A 24,660-nucleotide genomic window follows, 5' to 3' on the forward strand; every position below is an offset into this window, starting at 1 on the left:
TGGTCATGATGAAATGAACCAGCCTTAACAGGCTGAATGAAGAGATATATGCGCGAGGGCCTTACGCAGGCTTTGGCGCATATATTTAGGGAGAAGAATACGATGATTTCCAAAGGGAAGAAATGGATCGCAGTGTGGACATTGGTCGTGTTTTGCTGTAGTTTCCTGGGCATGGCTGCTGGAAATATTTGCAGCGGCGCGGGTGCCAGCAGGTGCGATTATTCGAAGGACGCACTGGATGTCATGAAAAATGGGCAGAATGATGGACTTCATTTTTCAAAAGATATGCAGACAGATCTACAAACAAAATATGGGATATATAGTACACGACCGGGCTCCGCGAAGAACCGGGCTCTTTTTTTTGTACCGCTTTTTTCTATGATAATTGTGATTGTCGATCGGTGTAAAGGGATTTTTCGGCGGTATCATCTTCGGGTTTTTTATTCAGAACGGTTTTTGAAGCTGCTGTTTGTGCAGAAAGACAAGGATGGAAAGAAAAGAGAGTGCCCGATATTCTAAACATTTGAAATAAGGCAGGAGGAGTTATGACACATTTAAAAAGAGTTGTAAAGAGGCAGTTGCCTGGGAGAATCATCACAACAGGATTTGCGCTTGTGATTTTGTTGGGAGCGTTCCTGCTCCTTCTTCCGTGTTCCGTGAAGCCGGGGGCGGAGGTAACGTTTGTGGATGCGTTGTTTACTTCTACGAGCGCTGTCTGTGTGACGGGTCTCATTGCCATCGATACGGCAGATCATTTTACTGCGTTTGGACAGGGCGTGGTCGCTCTTTTGATCCAGATCGGCGGTCTGGGCGTGACTTCCCTTGGAGTCGGCTTGATGATCGCGGCGGGGAAAAGGGTAAGCATCCGCAGCAGACTGCTGGTAAAAGAAGCGTTGAACATAGACAATTATAAAGGGATCGTGAAGCTTGTAAAAGCAGTACTCATCATGACGCTGTGCTTTGAGGCGGTGGGTGCGTTTTTGAGCTTCCTTGTTTTTGTGCAGGATTACAGTCCGGTGCGTGCGCTTGGGATCAGTATTTTCCATTCGATCGCAGCGTTTAATAATTCCGGATTTGATATTCTTGGAGGATTGAGAAATCTGATTCCATATCAGGACAATATTCTGCTGAATATGACGACCTGTTTTCTTATCATCTTCGGAGGGATCGGTTTCCTTGTGATTCTCGACATATTAAAGATGAGGAATTTCCGCAAGTTATCCCTGCATTCAAAAGCCGTGATCACGACGAGCGCTATATTGATCGTGGCAGGAACACTGCTTTTGAAAGCGACGGAAAATATTTCCTGGATGGGTGCGTTTTTTCATAGTGTGTCCGCCCGGACGGCGGGATTTTCCACCTATTCCATTGGAGAATTTACAAATGCAGGACTTTTCGTCCTCTGTATCCTGATGTTTATCGGGGCGTCTCCGGGATCTACGGGAGGCGGAATCAAGACCAGTACATTTTTTGTGCTGGTGCAGTATACAAAGAGTATGTTTACAAAAGAGGATGCAAATGCATTTAAGAGGAGTATTCCTAAACAGAGTATTACAAAGGCATTTGGTATTACGATACTGTCAGGTGCAGTCATCTGCCTGGTCGTATTTCTCATGTGCATTTTGGAGCCAAAATTTGATTTTATGCAGATCTTTTTTGAGGTGATTTCCGCGTTTGGCACAGTAGGATTGTCTACAGGCATTACTCCGTATTTAAGTGATGCAGGAAAACTTGTTATTATACTGATGATGTTTGTAGGAAGACTGGGGGCCGTGACGTTGATCTCCATGTGGATAGACCGTCAGCAGCCAAATGTCAGATATACGGAAGAGACAGTTGTAATTGGATAAATGCAGGAAGAAAGGAAAACTAAAATGAAGAAAAATAAAAAAGCAGAGTCATTTGGAGTGATCGGACTTGGAAGGTTTGGAACAGCCCTTGCCATCACGCTGGCAAAGTCCGGGAGAGAAGTGATCGTATTAGATGAAAATGAGAGCAAAGTAAAAGAGTTACGGCAATATACAGACTACGCTTTTGTGACGAAAGATCTGGGGATCGAGACACTGCGGGAAGCCGGCATCCAGAACTGTGATGTCGTCATCGTCTGTATCGGACAAAAGATGGATGTGGGAATCCTCACGACCATGTGCGTGATCGAGATGGGTGTTCCTCGTGTGATTTCCAAAGCTCTCAGCACAGAGCAGGGTGCGGTACTGAAAAAGATCGGAGCGGAGGTTGTTTATCCGGAGAAGGATATGGCATCCCGTCTTGGGAAAAGGCTGTTGTCCAATCATAATTTCCTGGACTGCATCGATCTTGACAACAGTATCGAGATCCGTCAGGTAAACCTTCCGGAACGCCTCGAGGGACGGTCTATCGAGGAAGTCCAGCTCCGCAGAAAATACCGGATGAACATCATAGCCATCGGAAATGAAAGCGGAACAACGATTGAGATTCTTCCGGAATACCGCCTGCAAAAAGGGGATGTCATCGTCGTGATCGGAAAAGTAGAAGATATCGACGCCTTTGAAGAGGCATTCGGAGAGTAATAAAGGGGCAGATAAGAAAACAAAAAAGTACCCAGACAGCACGTTTATATGGCCGCCTGGGTATTTTTTTATGCTTGTCTGCGGCGTTTGCTCAGGAGATCGCTGATATTCTTTTTGATCATAAAGAGTATAAGGACAGCGCCCACATAGCCGTTTAAAACATAGATGATATTTACAAGTGTACGGAACGGAAGGAAGAGCCCTACAAGCAGTCCCACAACCGCCAGGATGACGGTAAGAATCTTAAACCTCGGTGTCCCTTCTTTTGCAAACCTGGATGCAGGATTGTAAAGAAGAGGAACTGCGGTCGTGTAAATACCTCCGAAGATTACGACTGCAAAGATAGCGGAAAATGGTTCCCAGATTTTCATGGCCAGAATCAGATCCGGGATATCCGCATTCCAGACAAAGGTGTTGTCCGTGCCCGAAAGAGGAGTATTGATGTTGGCAATCTGTCCGAAGGAGATGAACCCGATGGCAAGACAGACAGTCAGCGTACCGGCGATAATTCCGATATTGAGTTCTTTTTTCTTGTTTTTGGAGCCCAGGGCAGCTGTGAAGCTTGCAAACCAAAGCAGAGTAAATCCGGCATAGGATAGACCGGATACAAGCCAGTTCGGGCCGGCATTTTTGATGGTTTCATCCGCGGTTGCCCCTGCGTAAGCACCAGTACGTATGATTTCAAGTCCTTCGGCAATATGGCTTCCATCATTGATGCAAGTGATCACTCCGATCAGGATACAGACGATGACGATGATCGGGCCCACGGCTCCGATGGCATCTACGAGGGAGTTAAGTCCTCCGGCTACGGTAACAGCAGCCAGTACGGTAAGGATGACAGCTCCTGCCCACGGCGGAAGATGGTACTGCTGGTTCAAAGTGGACGCAGCGCCGCCGACCATGACCCAAAAAGACATATAACAGAATATAGTAGAGTAGTAGTCGCAAAATGTTCCCACATATTTCCCGCAGAAATACCGGTATACGTCATTTCCATGCTCAAATTTTTGTTCTGCTCCTGCTTTCGCAAAATTGAGGCAGTAGTAGAGAAAAGCCACGGCGAAGACGAGGATGACGAGAATATTTTTATCTCCGTAAGCGGTGTAATACTGGATGATCTCCTGTCCGGTTGCAAATCCGGAGCCGATGATAAACGCAATGACGGCACCGGCAAGAATCAACGTTCGTTTCCAATTTATTTTATTTTCCATGTTCATAATCTCCTTCATAAGTAATGTAAGTACTTTTTGCGCGCGATCATACACGCCGCTATTTTTCAGAGCGGAGATACAGAACTTTTTTCTTTCCATCTTTGCTTTTTTGGGAATTTAAATCGCACAGAAATCGTGCCAGGTAATATGCATGCCATCGATAATGCAGGAAAGGAAATTTTCTCTTGCACATGGATAAGAAGTAAAGGACGGCACAGAAAATAAAGACCAGAAACAGCGCCATGTTGCGAAGCACATTCTGATTCAGAGTATATATGATATGCTTGACATCCTGTTCATTCCGTATAGAGTCAAAAGTGTGTACAGAGTCGTCGGAGCTCTTAATGACAACGACGGGTAAATTGTCATCTTCAGTCTGATCCTGCCAGGATCGAGCCGGGTTTTTGTCGGAAGACGTTTCTAGTAAGAATAAACCGGATGAAGAAAAAAGCAGTATGAAAACACATGCCAAAAGAACAAATATCTTGATTACATGGTTCATTTTGATCGCCTCCCGCCTCATTATAATACTATTTAAAAATACCATTTGACGGCATATATGTCAACGAAAAACACAAACCCGCTGGCTTTTACACCAGCGGGTTCGTGTTTTATAGTTATCTAAAGGAATGAGAGTAAAGTGTCGCACTTCGGTTCCCCGAAGTGCTTACTTTATGAGGGGGGAGATAGTGAGTGTTAATCAACTATCTGGTACTTAGTATAACCAATAAATATGTCTAAAATGTGTTAAATTTATAAAAGAAATCGAAATTTTATTAAGAAGTCATTAATGTAAAGGGTTATTCCATAACCCCGTCAGTCTCCAATCCCTCAAACTGCATCTTGTAATAATGCGCATAAATGCCGTCTTTCTCCAGAAGTTCGGTGTGGGATCCACGCTCTGCGATTCCCTTTTCCGTGATGACAATGATTTCGTCTGCATTGCGGATCGTCGAGAGACGATGTGCGATCGTGATCGTTGTCCGGTTTTTAGCCAGTGCCTCCAGACTTTTCTGGATATGGCGTTCGCTCTCATTATCCAGGGCGCTGGTAGCCTCATCGAGGATTAGGATCGGAGGATTTTTCAGGAATACGCGGGCAATAGAGATCCGCTGCTTTTGTCCGCCGGAAAGTCTTGTTCCGCGTTCGCCCACAAAGGTGTCATAGCCGTCCGGAAGTTCCTCGATGAAATCGTGGATGTTGGCTTTCTTGGCTGCATCTATGATTTCTTCCATAGTGGCGCCCGGCTTTCCGTAGGCGATATTTTCCTTGATCGTTCCGCAGAAGAGATACACATCCTGCTGTACAATACCGATATTATTTCGGAGAGATTTTAATTTCAAATCCCGGACATCCTGCCCGTCAATTGTTATCCGTCCGCCTGTGACGTCATAAAAACGCGGCAGAAGGTTGCAGATGGTTGTCTTTCCCCCTCCGGATGGACCCACCAGTGCGATGGAGCGTCCTGCCGGAATCTGGAAGGAGACATTGGAAAGGACAGGCGTGTCATCGTCTGCATAGCAAAAGGAGATGTTTTCGTAAGAGACAAGCCCCTTTACATTGTGCAGATCTTTTGCGTTTTCGGAGTCTTTGATATCTGGCTTCGTATCCATGACTTCCAGGAAACGGCGGAATCCGGAAAGACCTTTCTGCATCATTTCGGTCAATTCTACAAGAATCTGGATTGGGCTGATAAAGATTCCGATGTACAGTGCGTACATGGCAAGATCGCCTGGATCCATCTGGCCTTTGGCGATGAGATAGCCGCCGAAGACAAGAGTCACGAGGTACATCATTCCCTGGAAGAAAAGATTCCATCCCATGAAGCTTCCCATGCAGTTGTAGTTAGCCCCTTTGGAGAGAAGAAATCCGTGGTTGCTCTTTCTGAATTTTTTTCGCTCTATGTCTTCATTTGCAAAAGACTGAACGACACGGATACCGGCCAGAGTGTCCTGCAGGCTGGCATTGACGTCCCCGATCTTTTTGCGGTTATCCAGGAAGGTTGCCTGCATCCGTTTGTTCTGGCTCATGGAAAAGACGAACATGAAGACGACAAGTATAGCCAGAGGAATCGCCAGTCTCCAGTTGATCAGGAACAGGAAGACGAAAGAACCGATGATCTTGATCAGGGAGATGAAGAGATTCTCCGGGCCGTGGTGTGCGAATTCCGCAATGTCAAAAAGGTCGGATACGAGCTTGCTCATCATCTGGCCGGAGTTATGTGTATTGTAATAAGAAAAAGAAAGTTTTTCATAGTGGTCAAAAAGCTGTTGGCGCATGTCGCGCTCCATATATGCACCCATCATATGGCCCTGGTAGCTGACATAGTATTTGCACAGACTCTGGATGATGTACATGATGAGAAGCCCGAGTGCCAGCGGCAGCAAAGCGCGCAGGATGACCGAGCTTTCCTTTGTAAACAATGTGTTGACAGAAGTTCTCAGGATTTGCGGGTAGGCAAGATCAACGAGACTTATTACCGTAGCGCAGATCAAATCCAGGAAAAAGACAGTGCGGTACGGCTTATAGTAATGTATGAAACGCTTTAAAGTATCCATAAAGTCCTCCTTTGGTGTAAAAATAGTTTCCCTGAAATACTGTAACATAATTCCGCAAAAGCCGCAATGAAACGGGATGGATATCTTTAAGAACAATTAAGAATTTTCTTTTTAGACTCTTAAAAAATATATGTTAATCTTGTATACTATATGGAGAGGTGAAGAACATGTATAGAATTTTAGTTTGTGACGATGACAAGGAGATTGTGGACGCGATTGAAATCTACCTTGTGCAGGAAGGATATGAAATTTTAAAAGCTTATGACGGAGAGCAGGCGCTGAAAATTCTGGAAGAGGAGAAGGTGGATCTTCTTATTATCGATGTGATGATGCCGAGGCTTGACGGGATTCGCGCGACATTGAAGATTCGTGAGAAGATGAGTCTTCCTATCATTATTTTGTCCGCCAAGTCCGAGGATGCGGATAAGATACTGGGACTTAATATCGGGGCAGACGATTATGTGACGAAACCGTTCAACCCGCTGGAGCTGGTGGCCCGCGCGAAGTCGCAGATCAGAAGGTACACAAAGCTTGGAAGTACAGTAAGCGCCGACAGCCAGGAGGCAGTCTATTCTGTGGCCGGGCTGTCTATCAATGATGACTTAAAAGAAGTGACCGTGGACGGCGAGATTGTAAAACTCACGCCGACGGAATATGATATTCTTCTGCTGCTCGTGAAAAATCAGGGTAAAGTCTTTTCTATAGATCAGATTTACGAGAATATCTGGAATGAAGAGGCGATCGGAGCAGACAATACGGTGGCAGTACATATCCGCCATATCAGGGAGAAGATCGAGATCAACCCAAAAGATCCGCGGTATTTAAAAGTAGTCTGGGGCGTCGGCTACAAAATAGAAAAACTTTAGGAAGGATTTGTGTATGAGAAAATGGTACTGTTCGCCTACATGTAAAGGCTTTTTGCTGATTTTGGCCCATATCTGTGTAATCTTAAGCGCGGTCAGCTTTGCGTGGATCGGGATGACGGCAGGTATGCGCTACATGCTTCCCTTTGAGAAGGCGCCGAGTCAATATGAGCAGACAGCAGGGTTCGAAGAACAGATGGAGGAGATGTCCCGGCATGTGCTCAATCAGCTCTCTGTCAAAGGGCGGTTTGAGACGGACGGGAAGTACAATCCCGATAAGCTCATCGATGTGGCTCGTTACGCATCCGGCAGTGTAAAACAGGACGGGACAAACAAGACAGGGATCGCATACAAGCTGAGAGATCTGGAGCGATGGAGCAAGTCCTACACGAATGCAATGGAGCAGGAGGAGAAGGAAGATCAGTTCCTGAACGATTATGGGACGACTGTTGTCGTCTGTCTTCAGAACGACGGCAATTATCATTATTATTATGGCGATGATTTCCGTAATCGAATGCTTTCCGGAGAACTCACATTTTCCTCAAACGGGGAGTATGTATCCAATGAGGAGAAACTAAATGCCCTGATCAATGAAAATACAAATTCCATCGGATTTGGGCAAGTCCTTGACCAAAACGGAGAGATCCTATATACAGACTGCTGGAATCTCGGCCTTGGGTATGAGGTTATAAAAGAGCCATATTCGCTGGATGGTGCGCAAAATCTTGTGGAACTGGCCAATACAGACAGCCGGTGGAACGGAAGACTGGCAGATGCTTACCATGCACTGACAGCCACATTGCAGACGATCGGGACGGATTTGGCATCTTACCGGGAAGCTCCGCGCGGCTGGGAAGAAGGAAATACAAATTATACGTATATTTATGCAAATTATGACACGCAGCAGATCTATTCCAACAGACAGGAATATCAAGATATCAAAAGTGTTGACGAATATAAAGATGCAGTCAAGAAACTGGGTGCATACGTGATTGTCACGCCGAAGCTTGCCGGATTTGAGTCGACTTTCGAAAATCCTGCAGAGCGGGCTCAGGAGTGGAAGAACAATGTCGTGGAGGTACAGGCCAATATCACAAACGATACCAATTACGTGTTTATGGCTGCTGTCGATACCACTTATCCGGTCCCGGATGAGTTCGAAAACCGAAAAGATATCTATGAGAAGATCATACCGTACGTGGATACAGCTGTGGATGTGGCATGGGGAGGCCTGATCTCGTTTTTCATGATTCTCATCTGGCTTACGATCATATCCGGAAGAAGCTGGAAATCCGAAGGAGATACGGTCGTCCTTGCCGGATTCGACAAGTGGAAAACAGAGATCGCTGCGATTACGGTAGGAGGTCTCTGGACGCTGGCTATATATATCTGTAGCAACTGGATTTCCAATTATGTGTCAGCGTATGAATACTACTATGAAGAATCGAACTGGAGTAGGGAGAGTATCGTCTCTGTGTATGCAGTTCTGATGGTCGGGATCATCGCCCTGATCAGTTGCGTATTCTTTTTCTGGGCTTATCTGAGCCTTGTAAGACGGATCAAGGCAAAAACTCTCTGGAAGAACAGTATTTTAAAAGGTGTGTGCGATACAGTTAAGCTAGGATGGACAAATCGCAGCAGCATGTTCCAGACAATGATACTTTATGTTTTATTCCTTATCGTGGAATTGATTACCTGGGGAAATACGCCGCTCCTTCTTATTGGGATCGCCGTCAATATTGGGGTGGCGATCGGCCTTATCCGGTATGTGTCGGCGAGACAGAAGATCAAGAAAGGTATTACAGAGATTGCCAAGGGAAATGTAAATTACAAGATCCCGCTGGACGGCCTCAAAGGAGAATCACTGGAGATCGCTCAGACCGTCAATAAACTCGGGGAAGGGCTCAACAAGGCGTTGGAAAAAAGTGTGCAGGATGAGCGCTTAAAGACAGACCTGATCACAAATGTCTCCCACGATATCAAGACGCCGCTCACATCCATTATCAACTATGTGGCGATCCTTAAGAGGGAGAACTTCCAGGATCCGAAGATCCGGAACTATCTCGATATTTTGGAGACAAAAGCGGAGCGCTTAAAAACTCTGACAGAAGATGTCGTGGAAGCTTCAAAAGTCAGCAGCGGCAATATCAAGCTGGAGCTTATGACACTCAACATGGTAGAGATGATCTACCAGGTAGAGGCAGAATATGAAGAAAAATTTGAGGCAAGAGATCTGAAAGTCGTCTTTAATATGCCGGACGAACCGGCACTGATCCGCGTAGACGGAAGACGCCTGTGGAGAGTCTTTGCCAATGTGTTCAACAATGCGGCCAAATACGCCATGGAAGGGACGCGGGTTTATGCAGACCTGATCATACAGCCGGGAACGGTTAAATTCGTCCTGAAAAATGTGTCAGACCAGCAGCTCAATTTCTCAGCAGATGAGCTGACAGAACGGTTTATCCGCGGCGATGTCTCAAGAAGCACGGAAGGAAGCGGACTTGGTTTGTCCATTGCAAAAAATCTCACGACGCTCCAGGGAGGCACCTTCGATCTCTATCTGGACGGAGACCTTTTTAAGGTAATTATTTCATTCCCGCGAGTGCGGAAAACGAACACATGATGACAAAGATAAAAAGGCCGTGGTGTGAAAAGGAAGGAATACTTTTCACATCACGGCCTGCTTTAGTAGTGCGCGCTAATCCTCTAAATATTTTCTGATTTCATTTGGTTTTAAAACTCTTCCTGGTGCGATCAGTTTGCCGTCAATCATGAGGGAAGGGGAAGACATTACTCCAAGTTTTACAATCTCAATTAAATCCTCGACTTTTTCAATATCAGCCTCGATTTTCATATCTTTGACAGTTTCAACTACATTGTGATATAGCTTGTCGCATTTTTCGCAGCCTGTTCCAATTACTTTGATGTTCATACAGTTCCTCCTAATTTCGCAGTTTCATTTCTGATCCAACCGTTTCTTCCCAGGCAGAATAAATCTTTCGTATGATAGCCGGGCCGATCTTTGAGATAAATACAAGCTGGGATTTTTCATAAATGTTTGATTTTTTAAAATCAATTTTCGATCCAACTACATCGACCTGATTCCACCCTTCGCCTTTCAGATGAAAAAACCCTTTTATACGGTATACATCCGGAATCAGATTTGTGAGAAAAGAGATCAGCTTTTGCTTCTCGATTTCTCCATCAAAATCCATAAATAATGTCTTAGGCTTTGTTTCTTCGGAATTTGTGGTTTCTTCGCCCTCAGCCCATTGATACAGCAAAAGATCTTCTTCAAGAAAATGGAAGTCCAATTCGCCTAAAATACTGGTTTCTATTTTGCAAACAGGGTTGATTTCCCGTATTTTCTTTATCAGATGTTCAATCTGTTGGCTGTTTACCAGGTCTTTTTTCGTGATCACTGCCAAATGGCAATGTTTCAGTTGGCGGTATACAGTCTCCAGATCTTCCAACTGTTCTGCAAAGTTTACCGCATCGACAAGACAGATCACACCTTTAAAATCATATTCCTTTCCGGACATTACCTTTGTTGCTTCTAATATTTCTTCGATATTAGAAGGGTCGCTCAATCCGGAACTTTCTACAAAAAGATATTCTAAGTCCTGTGCAGCCATCTCGCTTAATGCCTGAACAAAGTTGAGTTTTAGGCAAGAACAAAAAATAGAACCTCTGTTGATTTCCACCATTTGAATATCGTCATTTCGCAGGATTGTTCCATCGATTCCGAGCTTCCCAAATTCATTTTGAATAATTCCTACTCGATGTCCCTTCAATCTCTCTAAAATTTTTAACATGACCGTTGTTTTTCCCGATCCCAGAAATCCTGTCAGCACATATAGTTTTGCTGTGTTATTATCTTCCATCGCCGTCTCCTTTCGTATCGGTTTTCTTCTTTTCACAATTACAATCCAAAACACCTTGGAAATCTTCAGGTATGATGAGTTTTCCCAATGTTTTATATACATCGTTTAGTTTTTCTAAATTTAGTGAATAGTGTGTCCATTTCCCCTCTTTTCTGGGAAGTACGAGTCCGGCATCACATAAAAGCTTCATGTCATGTGATAAAGTGGGCTGACTGATCTGAAAGGCTTCCTGTATTTTACAGGCACACAATTCGCCTTCCGATAACATATCGATTATCTTAAGGCGTTTCGGGTCGGAAAAGACTTTAAATATTTTTGCGTATTCCATATAATTAATTTTCATCTTTTATCGCCTACCTTACTTACATAGATTTTCTTCGATATGTTTATCATACATCTTATATAGAAAAAAGTCAATTTGTTTAAGGGGGCCGACATCTTCTGATTTTAGACAATGAAATATTGTATTGAATTGAAGAAATAGCCTACAACAATAATGCCAATCGTACATATTGCAATAAAAATGCCAAGCAGTTTTGGCTTGACTGCCTTGCGGAGCATAATAATGGAAGGCAGAGAAAGTGTAGTAACCCCCATCATAAAGGACAGGACAACGCCGAGCAAAGCGCCTTTTGATAACAACGCTTCCGCGATAGGAATTGTGCCAAAAATGTCCGCATACATTGGGATACCTGCAAGTGTAGCAAGAATGACACCAAACGGGTTATTGCTGCCAAGAACTTTTACAATCCAATCTTCTGGAATCCAGTTGTGAATAATGGCGCCGATACCTACGCCTATCAGAATATACGGTATAACCTTTTTTGCAGTCGCGATTACCTGTTCCCACGCGTAGCTTATACGGTCATGGAAATGAAGTTCTTCTTGGGCAACATCGATCGAGTGGCTAATACGGATGTATTCTTCCACTTGATTTTCCAGGTGCAGTTTTTCGATCAGCGTTCCTCCCATAACAGCCACAACTAAGCCTAATATTACATATAAAACAGCAACTTTCCAGCCGAAAATACTCATCAGCAAAACAAGACTTCCGAGATCGACCATAGGCGATGAGATCAAAAAAGAAAACGTAACGCCGAGGGGTAAGCCAGCACTTGTAAACCCGATAAACAAAGGGATAGAGGAACAAGAACAAAATGGCGTCACTGTACCGAGCAAAGCAGCAATCACATTTGCCCAGATACCGTGAAATCTGCCAAGTATCTTTCTAGTCCTTTCAGGAGGAAAGTAACTTTGAATATAAGAAATCACTAAAATCAAGATACCCAGCAGCAATATGATTTTGATCGTATCGTAGAGAAAAAACTGGATGCTGCCGCCGATTCTGCCTGAAGTGTCGACACCACAGGCGTTCAAAATCGTTCCGATGAACCGATTTAACCAACTCATACCGAGGACTTCGTTTTGAAAAATGTTCCACGCTGTTTTTAATGTTTCCATAAGCATCTCCATTCATATAGTTATATTGAAATATATCTATGTGATAGTGTATGCCATATATAGAAAAAAGTCAATATGTATTTGCAAATGAAGAAAAATTACCTGTAATCCTTCCTTGCGTTTTGCATAAATACGCATTACAATAATGTATCATAGAAAGAGAAAGGAATGCCGAAAAATGACAGAATTAAGAGAGTGTCTTAAAGAGGTGTTTTGCATAAAGCTTTTGGCGGCGGTCTTAAGCAATCCGAGGACGGCCGGCGAGACGAAAAAAGTAAAGATCAGACCTGTACTCAGACAGGATGTTCTCTGCTTCCAGTTTGAGGAACACAGAGGAAAGCAGGTCTTTCACGAAAACCTGGAGGCCGAGGAAGCCATAGAGCGGACCATGGAATGGATGGAGTTCTTTCGCCAGATGCAGATCGATATGGAGCAGCAGTCTGTCACGATCCTTGTGAGCAAAAAAGGAAAAGTGACTATACGAAAAAAGCAGGTAAAAAGACCGGAGAGTGTGAAGGCGGATCTGTCGCACAATAGGGAGAAGCGGTACATTCTCAAGGAGGGAATGGATATTCCATTTCTCAGAGATCTTGGGGTTATGACACAGGAGGGGAAGATCGTCCGCTCCAGATTTGACAAGTTCCGGCAGATCAACCGTTATCTGGAATTCATCGAAGATATTCTGCCGAAGCTTCAGAAAGACGGAGAGATCACAATCCTTGATTTTGGGTGTGGGAAGTCTTATCTGACATTTGCTCTCTATCATTATCTCCACGAGATGAAAAAGTATGATATTCGGATCGTGGGACTGGATCTGAAGGAAGATGTGATCCGCCACTGCAACGAACTTGCACAAAAGTACAGGTATGAGAAACTGCGCTTTCTTACAGGAGATATTGCACAGTACGACGGCATGACAGAGGTCGATATGGTTGTCACACTTCACGCATGTGATACAGCTACGGACTATGCACTCGAGAAAGCTGTGCGGTGGAACGCAAAGGTCATCTTGTCAGTCCCGTGCTGCCAGCACGAGCTGAACAGGCAGATACACAATGATATATTAGAGCCGATCTTGTCATACGGTCTGATAAAGGAACGAATGGCAGCGCTTGTGACGGACGCGCTTCGTGCGGAATACCTGAAAAAAGCGGGGTATGATGCGCAGATACTGGAATTTATCGACATGGAGCATACTCCGAAAAATATTTTGATACGTGCGGTAAAAACAGGAAGAAAGGCGCAGAATCAGGATAAAATAAAAGCGTGTGAAGAGTTTTTACATGTTAAGCCTGCCATTGGCAGACTTCTTTAAGAAGAAAAGGGGAGTAATGAATGAAAACAAAAGTCATACATGCAGGAGTGCTTGCGGGTGTGTTCATCCTGGCAATCCTCGTGTTCAGCTATATCACAAATAAAGATAATGAAGATCTGACATCAGATATCGGCAGTGCGACACTTCCGAGGGTTTCCTTTGTCTATGGGGACTATGAGATCAATGGGCAGAACGGGTATGTAAGTGATATGGATCTTGCCACTATGAGAGGCGCAGTAACACCGGTGGAAAATGGAACTGTAAAGATGCGGATCCAGGATACAGACAAGAAACCCCAGTCTGCAGAATACGAGATCTTTTCCATAGACGGGCGCAAGAATCTGTACTCTGGAAAGATCAAGTCACTGGAAGATACGGTCGAGATCACGGTTCCGCAGAAAGTATTGGCAGATGGGGAAAGATTTCTGAGGGTAACACTGCATTTCGAAGGAGAAGAGCGAGCTTACTACTATACGAGAATTGACGACTCTTCGGACTGGAACATGGACAAATGTATGAGCTATGTGAAAAATTTCCACGAAAAAGAGATGGACGCCGAAGCGGCACAGGAGCTCAAAGCTGACCTGGAACCGAGCAGCGAAGGCGACAACTCCACCTTCCAGACGGTAAACATCCACTCTGATTTTGATCACATCACATGGAGCGGGCTTTCGCCGGAAATCGTGGGGGATGTACAGTGGGAGGTTATGGAGGCCAATTCTCAGTACATGTCCATTCTTCTGAGCTATCAGGTTAACTGTAAAGGGGAAATCAATGAGACAGACAGGTACAATATAAAGGAATTTTTCCGGGTTCGTTACTCAGAAAACCGACAGATGTATCTGCTGGATTACGAAAGAACAATGAACCAGCTTTTTGACGGCAACAAGCAAAATCTCACAGAAGACGGAATCTTGCTTGGGGTAACGGATCCGGATGTGGACTATCTGGTTAACAAAGAGGGAACAGTCGTCTCCTTTGTACAGGAGCGGGAGCTCTGGAACTATAACAAAGAGGAAGATCATCTTTCTTGTGTATTCAGCTATGCCAACGCGGAAAATCAGGATGTGAGAAACAGCCTGGATCATCACAGTATCCAGCTTGTGTCTATGGATCAGGATGGAAGCACCACCTTTACTGTGACCGGATACGTGAACAGAGGACCTCAGGAAGGAAAGGTTGGGGTCGCGGTTTACTATTATGATATCAACAAAAACTCAGTGGAGGAGATTGTGTTTATACCGAGCACGAAATCTCATGAAGTGCTGGGGAGTGATCCGGGCAAACTTGTATATTACAGCAATACAAGCGGAAAACTTTATGTTATGCAGGACGGAACGCTCTATGAGCTGGATCTGATCCATGATACGCGAAAAACCCTTGTGAAGAGTCTCGACCAGGGACAGTATGTAAGTTCACAGGAGGGACATTTGCTGGCATATCAGAAAAAAGGAGAGATCAACAGTGCCACAGAGATCGAAGTGCTCAATCTTGCTACAGGAAAAGGCTATAAAGTCACGGCAGGAGAAAACGAGAGTATAAGGCCGCTTGGATTTATCCGGAATGACTTTGTCTATGGAACAGCAAAGCAGGGAGATCTGGGAGTGACGGCCTCGGGCGAGACCGTTGTCCCGATGTATAAACTGGAAATCCGAAATCAGAGAAATGAGACGGTCAAAACATACCAGGAGAACAATGTCTTTGTGCTGGAAGTTGTCTTTGAAGACGATATGGCGACTCTGAAGCGGGCCGTAAAGAGTGGAAACACATACAACTATGTGGCCGCGGACTATATTACGAACAACGAAGAAAGAGAAGAGAGCAATATTTATCTGGATTCTTATACAAGCGAAACCAGAGGGACGCAGATAAGACTTGCCTATGAGGATGGGATTGAGGACACATCGCCGAAGATTCTGCAGCCGAAGTTTTCTATGACGGAGGGACAAATGACCTTGTCATTTGACTCCGCGGAAAAGAAGGGGACGTACTATGTCTACGCATTTGGAAAGCTTCAAGGGATCTACCAGAATGCGGGATATGCGGTAAAAAAGGCGGATGATATGGACGGAGTGGCCGTTACATCCAGACTGGCCTACGTATATGAACGCGGCAATAAGCCGGTTTCCTATCAGATCTCAGAACTGGGGGACACAGCCGTAAAAGAAGGGGAGAATGCTCTGGAGACATGCATGAGGATCATCATGCAACTTCAGAAATTAAATGTGGAATTTCAGGATATAAAAGACGGAGAGTCTGTCATTGACCATATCAACAGTACAGTAGCAGGCGAAGCGCTGGAACTTTCCGACTGCACAGCAGAACAGATAACGTATCTTGTCGGACAAGGGATTCCGGTGGCCGCTCTGACCGGAAATGGAAATGCAGTTCTGCTGACAGGCTATGACAAGGCGACCGTGACCTACTTTGATGTGGCATCTCAATCTGAGAAGACCGTTACTCTGGAAAGGATGGATGAGATGACAAAACCGGCAGGAAATACCTATATCGGATATACAAAGTAGAATTTTAGATCAGAAGCAAAACTCCGAGAAATATGACATTGACAATCGTAAATGTGAGAAGATATTGCTTCTTCTGCTTCGGATAGCGTGCAGCTATCTGGCGGTATGATATCAGACTTGCCATCGATGCGATAAGCGTTCCAAGACCGCCGATATTTGTACCGATGATCAGTTCCTGGATCTGATCCGTATATCCGGATAGGAGCATGGCGGCAGGAACATTGCTGATGACCTGGCTGGCAGCGATGGAGAACATCCTTTCATGACCAGCCAGAATATTTAAAAGTGCCTGATGCAGCCATTCCAGGTGCTTCAAATTTCCAACAAAAATAAAGAAGAAAATGAAGGTAAGAAGCAGCGTATAGTCAATTCTCCGAAACAGATTCCGTTTCTTATAAAAAATGCAGCAGCATGTGACGGCAAGCAGAATTATATGAGGTATCAGTTTCGCTACGGTAAGGATGCAAAGTGCAAACAGGAAAAGGTACAAGGGGATTTTATGAAAATCGATCGTTCCTGTTGTTTTTAATTTCAGTTTTGTCTTCGTCTGACGGAAGCCGAGAAAGACAAACAAAATAAGAAGTCCGGCAGCAGCCAACGTATATGGCAGCATCAAGGAAAAAAAGCTCTTTAAATCCATCCCTGACAGGGAGAACAGATAGAGATTTTGAGGATTCCCGATGGGGGTAAACATGCTGCCAAGGTTTGCAGCAACAGTCATCAAAGTTACGGTAAGGCAGACGGAGGCCTGCATCCCGGAAGCTCCAAGAAGCATGAGGCCAAATGGCACAAAGGTAATCGACGCCACGTCATTTGTGATAATCATACTGCTGATAAAACAAAAAAACACAAGGGAAAAGACAAGCCCTTTTGTGGTGCTTACAACGGAAAGAATCCGGTTCCCGGTATATTGAAAAAAGGATTCTTCGTTCAGCCCTTCGATAACCAGCATCAGACAAAAGAGCAGGATGAGGGTATGGAAATCGATATATTTCAGGTAGTCAGGCCCCGGAGGCGAAACAAAGCAAGAGAAAATGGCAAGGCACATGGAGATAGACAAAACAATATCTTTTTTTAAAAAATTGGTTATTTTCTGAATCATAGTATGCTCCTTGTATTCTTATTTTTCCACTGAGAATTATAACAGAACAGGCAGGGTGCGTCATTGTTTTTTTGAGAAATTAACTGATGTAATCTTTGATAAAGCATGATATAATAGGTAGATGATAAAAATGGCCGAAGATTTGGCAGACTCTGGAGGGAAGGAAAATGGATTTGATAACAGTCAGAGAATTATACAAAGACACTCAGACATATCTGGATCAGAAAGTGACAATCGGCGGATGGGTAAGAAGCATCCGTGATTCCAAAGCGTTTGGATTTATTGTGATAAATGATGGATCTTACTTTGAGACGATCCAGGTAGTTTACCACGATACGATGGAGAATTTTAAAGAGATCTCCAAATTAAACGTAGGGGCAGCTTTGATCGTCAAGGGAACACTTGTGGCAACACCACAGGCAAAGCAGCCTTTTGAGATTCAGGCAGAAGAGATCGTTGTGGAAGGTGCATCTGCGCCGGATTACCCGCTTCAGAAGAAGCGCCATACACTGGAATATCTTAGGACAATGACACATCTGCGGCAGAGGACAAACACATTCCAGGCAGTGTTCCGGGTACGTTCTCTGATCGCATACGCTATCCACCAGTTCTTTCAGGACAGAGGATTTGTATATGTGCACACGCCGCTGATCACAGGAAGTGACTGCGAAGGTGCGGGAGAGATGTTCCAGGTTACAACGCTGGATTTGGAGAATCCGCCGAAGAACGAAGATGGAACGATCGATTACACCAAAGATTTCTTTGGAAAACACACAAGCCTTACAGTAAGCGGACAGCTCAACGCAGAGACATATGCCCAGGCATTCCGTGATGTATATACATTTGGACCGACATTCCGGGCAGAGAATTCCAATACGACCCGCCACGCAGCCGAATTCTGGATGGTGGAGCCGGAGATGGCGTTTGCAGACCTGGAAGACACGATGGATCTCGGGGAAGCAATGCTGAAATATATCATCAACTATGTGCTTGAGAACGCTCCGGAAGAGATGAAATTTTTCAATTCGTTCATCGACAAAGGATTGCTTGACCGACTTCACAATGTAGCTGAATCCGATTTCGCAAAAGTGACGTACACGGAAGCGGTAGATATCCTGAAAAAGAACAATGATAAGTTTGAGTATAAAGTGGAATGGGGCATTGATCTTCAGACAGAACATGAACGCTATCTTACAGAAGAAGTGTTCAAGCGTCCGGTCTTTGTCACAGACTATCCGAAGGACATCAAAGCCTTCTATATGAAGCTCAATGACGACGGAAAGACAGTGGCAGCAGTGGACTGCCTTGTACCTGGGATCGGAGAGATCATTGGCGGAAGCCAGAGGGAGGATGACTATGACAAGCTCTACAACAGAATGAAAGAGCTTGGAATGGACACGGATGAATATCAGTTCTATCTGGATCTGCGCAAATACGGTTCCACAAGGCATGCAGGGTTTGGTCTTGGATTTGAACGGTGCGTGATGTACCTTACAGGTATGTCAAACATCCGTGACGTGGTTCCGTTCCCAAGAACAGTAAACAACTGCGATCTGTAAATAAGGGGATAAAGTCAAGAAGGGGATGTATATGAATCATATTCTGGTTGTGGATGACGAAAAGGAAATAGCCGATGTTGTCGAGTTGTATCTGAAAAATGATCAGTATGAGGTTTTGAAATTCTATACAGGCGAGGAAGCGCTTGCCTGTATAGAGTCCACAAAGATTGATCTGGCGCTTCTGGATGTGATGCTGCCGGATATTGACGGATTTACGATTCTGAAAAAAATCAGAGAAAAGTACACATTTCCGGTTATCATGCTGACGGCAAAGACGGAATACATGGATAAGATCACAGGGCTTACCCTGGGGGCGGACGATTATATCGCCAAACCGTTCAATCCTCTGGAGATGGTGGCAAGGGTAAAGGCTCAGCTCAGACGGTATACAAAATACAATGAGGGGACAAGAGCGGAAAGCAATGTCATTGATTTTGCAGGTCTTTTCCTGGACCGGAATTCCCACGAATGTATTTACAATGAAAAGACGCTCACGCTTACACCCATTGAATTTGATATTCTCTGGCTTCTCTGCGAAAACAGAGGGAAAGTCATCAGTTCGGAAGAGCTGTTTGAAAATGTCTGGCATGAAAAGTATTATAAAAACAGCAATAATACAGTCATGGTACATATCCGGCATCTGCGGGAGAAGATGAGCGGCCCGACAGGAAAATCCGATTTTATCAAGACTGTCTGGGGAGTGGGGTATAAGGTTGAAGAATAGACCGGGCAGACTGAAAAAAAGTAAATACAGGAAACTGAAATTGAGCATTTTGCTGCAGACGGTGTTTGTTACAGCGCTTACGGTTCTTGTCGGAGGATTCCTTCTGGAGTATATCATCGATGGAGTATACAACGATGATTTCTCGGAGGTATTTATCGGCGTACTGAAATTTTTCCATGTCAAAGAGGAAGTTGCCATCAATCTGTACTGGAGAGTACTGGGCGACAATAAAAACTTCTTTATGATACTGGGATTTCTCGGACTGTTTGCGCTTTTTTTCTATATTGCTCTGTCAAAAATGATGAAGTATCTCGAACAGGTGGAGGACGGTATTGAAAACATTGTCTCGGAATCCAGCGATCCGATCCATCTGATCACGGAGCTCCAGCCCATCGAAAAGAAACTCAACAGTATCAAATATACGCTTGAGAGGCAGGAGCGTGAGATGCAGGAGGCGGAACGGAAGAAAAATGAGCTGGTCGTCTTTCTTGCCCATGATCTGAAGACGCCGCTTACAAGTATTGTGGCATATCTGACCATGCTGGAATCCCATCCGGAGATGCCAGTGGAAGAACGCTGCAAGTACACGAAGATTTCCCTGGAAAAGGCAATGCGGCTAGGAGAGCTGATCGGAGAATTCTTTGAGATCACGCGGTTTAACGCGCAGGATATTATTCTTGAGAAGACGGAGCTGAATCTCAGCAGGATGCTGGAGCAGATCGCAGACGAGCTGTATGGTGTGCTCCAGGGCAGAAATCTCGTGTGCGAGGTGGATTTTGACGAAGACATTATTGTAAAGGCGGATCCGGACAAGATGGCCAGAGTATTTGACAACTTGCTTCGAAATGCTATTTCCTACTGCAGGAGAGGGACGGTAATACGTATCTGGCTGTCCCAGGACGAAAAGGATGCAAGGATCGTCTTTGCCAACGAAGGAGAACGGATACCGGAGGAGAAGCTTTCTCACATTTTCGAAAAATTTTTCCGGGCGGACGAATCCCGATCCAGCCAGACAGGCGGAGCGGGGCTTGGACTTGCTATCGCAAAAGAAATCGTGGAACTTCACGGCGGTACGATCCATGCAAAAAGTGATGACAGAGAGACGCGGTTTACCGTGACGCTTCCAATCCACGGGAAGGAGGAATAAAGTGAAATTCATACACACGGCGGACGTTCACTTGGGAGTGAAGCCGGACGCAGGCAGGGCATATACGAAAAACAGACCGGAAGAAATCTGGAAAAGTTTTGAAAAACTGATCAGACTGTGCGAACGGGAAAAGACCGATCTCCTTGTGATTGCGGGGGACTTGTTTCACAGACAGCCTCTTCTCAGGGAGATGAAGGAAGTCAACGCTCTTTTTGCCCGCCTGACTCACACGAAAGTCGTGCTGGTAGCGGGAAATCATGATTTTGTCAAGCAGGATTCCTATTACCGGAGTTTTCGGTGGGCGCGCAATGTGTTTCCTCTTCTTGGAAAAGAGATGCAAAAGATCGAATTCCCGGAACTTGGGACGGCCGTGTCCGGATTCAGCTACTGGGACAGAGAATACAGAGAGGGAATCCGAGATTCCTGGAAATGCCGAAGAACCCAGGATACGGAAATTCTTATCCTGCACGGAGGAGATGAAAAGCACCTGCCGTTCCGGAAAAGGGAAACAGAGCTTTTGGGTTACGATTATGTAGCCCTGGGACATATTCACAAACCAGACCAGAAAGAGCAGCAAAGCTCCTACTGCGGGGCATTGGAGCCGACAGATCCCAATGACACGGGAGACCATGGATTCATTCTGGGAGCCGCCGCAAATGGACTTGTAAAGACAAGATTCGTGCCGTTTGCTTCGAGAAAATACATCCATCTGGATATCCAGGCGGATGAAAAGATGACGGGGAGCTTGCTGCGGGACACGATCCGGGAGAAGATCGAAGAACAGGGTATCGAAAATATGTACCGGGTAGAGATTACCGGCTTTCGGGATCCGGACATCGAATTTGCCGCCGCGAGTATGGATCCGTATGGGAACGTTATCGATGTGCTGGACTTTACAAATCCGTCTTACGACTTCGGGAAACTTTCTGCAGTTAACAAAGGAAATCTTCTGGGAAGGTTTATACAGAGTTTTGAGAAAGAAGGGGAGGATGGACTCCTCGAAGAGATGGCGCTTTATGAAGGGGTAAAGGCGCTTTTGGAAACAAAAAGGGGATCATAAAGGGAGTACCAAGATGAAGATAAAGCGATTGGAGATCAGCGGATTCGGAAAATTTCATGATCGGAATATCGAGGTTGGGGATGGCATCAACGTATTTGCGGGGGAAAACGAGGCCGGAAAAACAACCATTTACGCATTTTTGAAAAGCATGTTGTTCGACATTGAGCGAGGGCGCGGAAGGGCGGCAGCCGGAGATATGTTCCACAGGTATGAACCGTGGGATAAGCCTTGGCAATATGGAGGAATGATACAGTTTGAGAGCGGAGGGCGAACGTTTCAGATTGAAAGGGATTTTACAAAGAACGGAAAAAAAACACGTTTTTTTTGCCTGGATGACGGGGAAGAACTTTCGGTGGATGACGGAGATCTGCAGGCGGTTCTGTCGGATCTTGACAGGGCGACTTTTGAGAATACGGTAGCCATCGGACAGCTGGCAGCTGCGCCAGGAGAAACGCTCCAGACTGCGGTACAGAATTATGCTGCCAATTATTATCACTCCGGCAGCAGTGACATGGATCTGGAAGCATCTCTTTCTTACCTCAGAGAGCGCGCGCGGGAACTCTCCAGAAATGTGCGGGAAGCGGAGGAAAAAAGGCTGAAGAAGCGGGAACTTGGCGAGCAGGAAGGGGCTTATGTCGAACGGGAATTGACACGGCTCAGGAAAGAGTACGAGGTAATGCGTGAAAGGGTTCAGGATCTTGACAGGCAGGAAGAAACTGTGGAAAAGAAAGGGAGACGCTTTCTTGTGCCGGCGCTCATTATGATCCTTTTTTTATCCGCGGCGGGCATTTTTCTCTTTGTTCCGCGGCCTCTTGACTATCTTTTGATCGCAGCGGTATTGATCGCGGAGATCCTCTTTTTCTGGAACAAAGTCAAGATGGAAAAAGTCGTGCAGCCCGAACACCAGGATCCGGCCATGACGAGGGAGAAACTGGAGTGGAGACGGGAGAGATTCAAAGAAGAGATCAGGGAAAAACAAACAGCTCTCGCAAATATCCGGGAACAGATTGATGAGACGTACGAGATAGGAGAAGAGGAGAAGCTTCTGAAAATGAGAAAAGCAGCCCTCGAACTTGCGGCGAAACGTCTTCTGGAAGTGTCAAAAGATGTATACCAGGATATCGGGGAAAGGATCAATAGCCGTGCGTCCCGGATTCTTAAGGAAATTACTGAGGGATGCTATGACCGGATCTACCTGGAGGAGAAGGCGAATATCAGTGTCTATTCAGGGAATCGGAAGATACCGGCAGAGAGGCTCAGCAGAGGAACACTCGAACAGATTTACTTTGCGGTGCGGATGGCAGCATCAGAAATGTTGTGTGAAGAAGAATTCCCGGTCATTTTGGATGATACCTTCTCTTACTATGACGAAAAAAGGATGAGGGCAGCTCTTCGGTGGCTTGCGGAAAATAAAAAACAAGTGCTCCTGTTTTCCTGCCATAAGCGGGAAAAAGAAGCACTTGAAGAGATGCATATCACATACCGTGACGGATGGAGTTAGATTTCCTCTCCGTTGCGGTATTTGTTTACTACGTGTTGGATCCGTTCGCTCGGACTTAAGATGCTGCTGATGGAACCGTCGTGATTCAATGTGTCGATGAGAAGAGCGATATACTTGCTCATATCACAGTTGATATAGTACGGACGGCTTAAAAGTTCCGGTGTCTGATAGATAAGGTTTGTTGTGAGAATGTTCGTGATGATGCCTTCCTCGTAAGCTTTGTCGAATTTCTCCAGACCATTTGTGAACAGGCCGAATGTGGCTGCCGCAAAGATTCTTCTTGCCTTTCTTGCTTTCAGCTGCTTTGCTACATCGATGATACTGTCCCCGGAAGAGATCATGTCGTCCAGGATGATCACATCTTTTCCTTCTACAGAATCGCCAAGGAATTCATGAGCGACGATCGGATTGCGCCCGTCTACGATACGGGTGTAATCACGGCGTTTGTAGAACATTCCCATGTCAAGTCCCAGCACGTTTGCAAGGTAGATAGCACGTCCAGTAGCGCCTTCATCCGGGCTGATAGCCATCATATGGCGGCTGTCGATCTCCAGATCCTTTACGTTGCGGAGCAGCCCTTTTACAAACTGGTATGTCGGGCGGACTGTCTCAAATCCGCTCAACGGGATTGCGTTCTGCACACGCGGGTCGTGAGCATCGAAAGTGATAATGTTGTCCACGCCCATTTTTACGAGTTCCTGAAGTGCCAGAGCACAGTCAAGAGATTCCCGGCTGCTTCTCTTGTGCTGGCGGCTTTCGTAGAGGAATGGCATGATGACATTGATACGCCGTGCCTTTCCGCCGATAGCGGCAATGACTCTTTTCAGATTCTGGAAATGGTCGTCCGGCGACATATGGTTGATCTGTCCATTCAGAGAGTATGTCAGACTGTAGTTACATACATCTACCATAAGATAGATGTCTTTTCCACGGATGGATTCAGAAATAACGCCTTTAGCTTCCCCAGAACCAAAACGAGGGGTTTTGGCATCTATCAGGTAATTGTCTTTTTCATATCCGGTAAACACAACGTCGTCTTTAAAGATATGTCCGTCCTCTTTACGCCATTTGACAATGTAGTCATTTACCTTCTGTCCCATTTGTTCACAACCCGTGAGTGCAATGATCCCAAGGGCTCCTACCGGAATATTATCCAGAGTTCTTTCTGTACGATGCAGCATTCGTTTGCCTCCTGTTTGTG

Annotated in this window: 20 protein-coding genes; 12 read left to right on the plus strand and 8 right to left on the minus strand. The window is 45.3% G+C overall.

Features of this window, described 5'->3' with window-relative positions; translation table 11 throughout:
- Positions 1 to 102: 102 nt before the first annotated feature.
- The 3 genes from ACLROL_RS01855 to ACLROL_RS01865 are packed head-to-tail and all read left to right on the plus strand — an operon-like array spanning position 103 to position 2,549.
- The gene (locus ACLROL_RS01855; RefSeq protein WP_413067241.1) at positions 103 to 519 is read left to right on the plus strand and encodes a hypothetical protein; all 417 of its coding nucleotides are present in this window, start codon (positions 103 to 105) and stop codon (positions 517 to 519) included.
- A gap of 26 nt (positions 520 to 545) precedes the next feature.
- Positions 546 to 1,850 (plus strand): TrkH family potassium uptake protein, encoded by a 1,305-nt coding sequence (locus ACLROL_RS01860; RefSeq protein WP_087203182.1) that lies wholly within the window; start codon positions 546 to 548, stop codon positions 1,848 to 1,850.
- Positions 1,851 to 1,874: 24 nt separating this feature from the next.
- Entirely contained in the window at positions 1,875 to 2,549 is a 675-nt protein-coding gene (locus tag ACLROL_RS01865) for a potassium channel family protein (protein WP_413067242.1), read from the plus strand.
- A 68-nt stretch (positions 2,550 to 2,617) separates the two neighbouring features.
- Here the strand turns inward: ACLROL_RS01865 and ACLROL_RS01870 are convergent, their stop codons facing one another.
- Complete coding sequence (locus ACLROL_RS01870) at positions 2,618 to 3,766, minus strand: alanine:cation symporter family protein (RefSeq protein WP_087203183.1); 1,149 nt, start codon at positions 3,764 to 3,766, stop codon at positions 2,618 to 2,620.
- Between the two features lie 794 nt (positions 3,767 to 4,560).
- On the minus strand, positions 4,561 to 6,318 hold the full coding sequence (locus ACLROL_RS01875) for an ABC transporter ATP-binding protein (protein WP_087203185.1): 1,758 nt from the start codon (positions 6,316 to 6,318) through the stop codon (positions 4,561 to 4,563).
- 167 nt (positions 6,319 to 6,485) lie between these two features.
- On the opposite strand from ACLROL_RS01875, the gene ACLROL_RS01880 reads away from it, so the two are divergent.
- Positions 6,486 to 7,184 (plus strand): response regulator transcription factor, encoded by a 699-nt coding sequence (locus ACLROL_RS01880; protein ID WP_087203186.1) that lies wholly within the window; start codon positions 6,486 to 6,488, stop codon positions 7,182 to 7,184.
- Between the two features lie 13 nt (positions 7,185 to 7,197).
- Positions 7,198 to 9,804, plus strand: a complete 2,607-nt coding sequence (locus ACLROL_RS01885) for a sensor histidine kinase (RefSeq protein ID WP_413067243.1) — start codon at positions 7,198 to 7,200, stop codon at positions 9,802 to 9,804.
- Between the two features lie 75 nt (positions 9,805 to 9,879).
- Here ACLROL_RS01885 and ACLROL_RS01890 read toward each other — a convergent pair whose 3' ends face one another.
- From ACLROL_RS01890 to ACLROL_RS01905, 4 genes are all read right to left on the minus strand, one after another.
- Positions 9,880 to 10,113 (minus strand): thioredoxin family protein, encoded by a 234-nt coding sequence (locus ACLROL_RS01890; protein ID WP_413067244.1) that lies wholly within the window; start codon positions 10,111 to 10,113, stop codon positions 9,880 to 9,882.
- A 10-nt stretch (positions 10,114 to 10,123) separates the two neighbouring features.
- Positions 10,124 to 11,065 (minus strand): CobW family GTP-binding protein, encoded by a 942-nt coding sequence (locus ACLROL_RS01895; RefSeq protein ID WP_413067245.1) that lies wholly within the window; start codon positions 11,063 to 11,065, stop codon positions 10,124 to 10,126.
- Positions 11,055 to 11,408 carry an ArsR/SmtB family transcription factor gene (locus ACLROL_RS01900; protein ID WP_087203190.1) on the minus strand — a complete coding sequence of 118 codons (354 nt, stop codon included), beginning with the start codon at positions 11,406 to 11,408 and terminating at the stop codon, positions 11,055 to 11,057. Before ACLROL_RS01900 ends, ACLROL_RS01895 begins: the two co-directional genes overlap by 11 nt.
- A gap of 104 nt (positions 11,409 to 11,512) precedes the next feature.
- Positions 11,513 to 12,526 carry a permease gene (locus ACLROL_RS01905; protein WP_413067246.1) on the minus strand — a complete coding sequence of 338 codons (1,014 nt, stop codon included), beginning with the start codon at positions 12,524 to 12,526 and terminating at the stop codon, positions 11,513 to 11,515.
- A 178-nt stretch (positions 12,527 to 12,704) separates the two neighbouring features.
- On the opposite strand from ACLROL_RS01905, the gene ACLROL_RS01910 reads away from it, so the two are divergent.
- Complete coding sequence (locus tag ACLROL_RS01910; protein WP_087203192.1) at positions 12,705 to 13,841, plus strand: class I SAM-dependent methyltransferase; 1,137 nt, start codon at positions 12,705 to 12,707, stop codon at positions 13,839 to 13,841.
- Positions 13,842 to 13,861: 20 nt separating this feature from the next.
- A complete protein-coding gene (locus tag ACLROL_RS01915) occupies positions 13,862 to 16,366 on the plus strand; it encodes a hypothetical protein (RefSeq protein ID WP_413067247.1) in 2,505 nt (834 codons plus the stop codon).
- A 4-nt stretch (positions 16,367 to 16,370) separates the two neighbouring features.
- On the opposite strand, the gene ACLROL_RS01920 is transcribed toward ACLROL_RS01915, so the two are convergent.
- Positions 16,371 to 17,468, minus strand: a complete 1,098-nt coding sequence (locus ACLROL_RS01920) for an SLC13 family permease (RefSeq protein ID WP_413067248.1) — start codon at positions 17,466 to 17,468, stop codon at positions 16,371 to 16,373.
- A 167-nt stretch (positions 17,469 to 17,635) separates the two neighbouring features.
- Between ACLROL_RS01920 and asnS the strand changes: the two genes are divergently transcribed.
- Genes asnS through ACLROL_RS01945 form a run of 5 tightly spaced genes read left to right on the plus strand, consistent with a single transcriptional unit; the run spans position 17,636 to position 23,459 of the window.
- Positions 17,636 to 19,027, plus strand: a complete 1,392-nt coding sequence (asnS, locus tag ACLROL_RS01925) for an asparagine--tRNA ligase (RefSeq protein ID WP_087202909.1) — start codon at positions 17,636 to 17,638, stop codon at positions 19,025 to 19,027.
- A gap of 31 nt (positions 19,028 to 19,058) precedes the next feature.
- Positions 19,059 to 19,751: a VanR-ABDEGLN family response regulator transcription factor gene (vanR, locus tag ACLROL_RS01930; protein ID WP_087202908.1), complete on the plus strand. Its 693-nt coding sequence runs from the start codon at positions 19,059 to 19,061 to the stop codon at positions 19,749 to 19,751.
- 40 nt (positions 19,752 to 19,791) lie between these two features.
- Complete coding sequence (locus ACLROL_RS01935; protein WP_413067249.1) at positions 19,792 to 20,898, plus strand: sensor histidine kinase; 1,107 nt, start codon at positions 19,792 to 19,794, stop codon at positions 20,896 to 20,898.
- A 1-nt stretch (position 20,899) separates the two neighbouring features.
- A complete protein-coding gene (locus ACLROL_RS01940) occupies positions 20,900 to 21,958 on the plus strand; it encodes a metallophosphoesterase family protein (protein ID WP_087202907.1) in 1,059 nt (352 codons plus the stop codon).
- 13 nt (positions 21,959 to 21,971) lie between these two features.
- Entirely contained in the window at positions 21,972 to 23,459 is a 1,488-nt protein-coding gene (locus ACLROL_RS01945; RefSeq protein WP_087202906.1) for an ATP-binding protein, read from the plus strand.
- On the opposite strand, the gene ACLROL_RS01950 is transcribed toward ACLROL_RS01945, so the two are convergent.
- Complete coding sequence (locus ACLROL_RS01950) at positions 23,456 to 24,640, minus strand: ribose-phosphate pyrophosphokinase (protein WP_087202905.1); 1,185 nt, start codon at positions 24,638 to 24,640, stop codon at positions 23,456 to 23,458. The two genes, ACLROL_RS01945 and ACLROL_RS01950, sit on opposite strands and share 4 nt — an antisense overlap.
- Between the last annotated feature and the right edge of the window lie 20 nt (positions 24,641 to 24,660).

Source organism: Sellimonas sp. (assembly GCF_047234585.1).
GTDB lineage: Bacteria > Bacillota > Clostridia > Lachnospirales > Lachnospiraceae > Sellimonas > Sellimonas caecigallum.

Bases quoted from the DNA above. Each gene is read 5' to 3' on its own strand.
- ACLROL_RS01875 (WP_087203185.1), bottom strand. From the start codon at position 6,318: ATGGATACTTTAAAGCGTTTCATACATTACTATAAGCCGTACCGCACT.
- asnS (WP_087202909.1), top strand. From the start codon at position 17,636: ATGGATTTGATAACAGTCAGAGAATTATACAAAGACACTCAGACATAT.
- ACLROL_RS01910 (WP_087203192.1), top strand. From the start codon at position 12,705: ATGACAGAATTAAGAGAGTGTCTTAAAGAGGTGTTTTGCATAAAGCTT.
- ACLROL_RS01900 (WP_087203190.1), bottom strand. From the start codon at position 11,408: ATGAAAATTAATTATATGGAATACGCAAAAATATTTAAAGTCTTTTCC.
- ACLROL_RS01860 (WP_087203182.1), top strand. From the start codon at position 546: ATGACACATTTAAAAAGAGTTGTAAAGAGGCAGTTGCCTGGGAGAATC.
- ACLROL_RS01920 (WP_413067248.1), bottom strand. From the start codon at position 17,468: ATGATTCAGAAAATAACCAATTTTTTAAAAAAAGATATTGTTTTGTCT.
- ACLROL_RS01950 (WP_087202905.1), bottom strand. From the start codon at position 24,640: ATGCTGCATCGTACAGAAAGAACTCTGGATAATATTCCGGTAGGAGCC.
- ACLROL_RS01855 (WP_413067241.1), top strand. From the start codon at position 103: ATGATTTCCAAAGGGAAGAAATGGATCGCAGTGTGGACATTGGTCGTG.
- ACLROL_RS01945 (WP_087202906.1), top strand. From the start codon at position 21,972: ATGAAGATAAAGCGATTGGAGATCAGCGGATTCGGAAAATTTCATGAT.
- ACLROL_RS01890 (WP_413067244.1), bottom strand. From the start codon at position 10,113: ATGAACATCAAAGTAATTGGAACAGGCTGCGAAAAATGCGACAAGCTA.
- ACLROL_RS01880 (WP_087203186.1), top strand. From the start codon at position 6,486: ATGTATAGAATTTTAGTTTGTGACGATGACAAGGAGATTGTGGACGCG.
- ACLROL_RS01865 (WP_413067242.1), top strand. From the start codon at position 1,875: ATGAAGAAAAATAAAAAAGCAGAGTCATTTGGAGTGATCGGACTTGGA.
- ACLROL_RS01915 (WP_413067247.1), top strand. From the start codon at position 13,862: ATGAAAACAAAAGTCATACATGCAGGAGTGCTTGCGGGTGTGTTCATC.
- ACLROL_RS01895 (WP_413067245.1), bottom strand. From the start codon at position 11,065: ATGGAAGATAATAACACAGCAAAACTATATGTGCTGACAGGATTTCTG.
- ACLROL_RS01885 (WP_413067243.1), top strand. From the start codon at position 7,198: ATGAGAAAATGGTACTGTTCGCCTACATGTAAAGGCTTTTTGCTGATT.
- vanR (WP_087202908.1), top strand. From the start codon at position 19,059: ATGAATCATATTCTGGTTGTGGATGACGAAAAGGAAATAGCCGATGTT.
- ACLROL_RS01905 (WP_413067246.1), bottom strand. From the start codon at position 12,526: ATGGAAACATTAAAAACAGCGTGGAACATTTTTCAAAACGAAGTCCTC.
- ACLROL_RS01870 (WP_087203183.1), bottom strand. From the start codon at position 3,766: ATGAACATGGAAAATAAAATAAATTGGAAACGAACGTTGATTCTTGCC.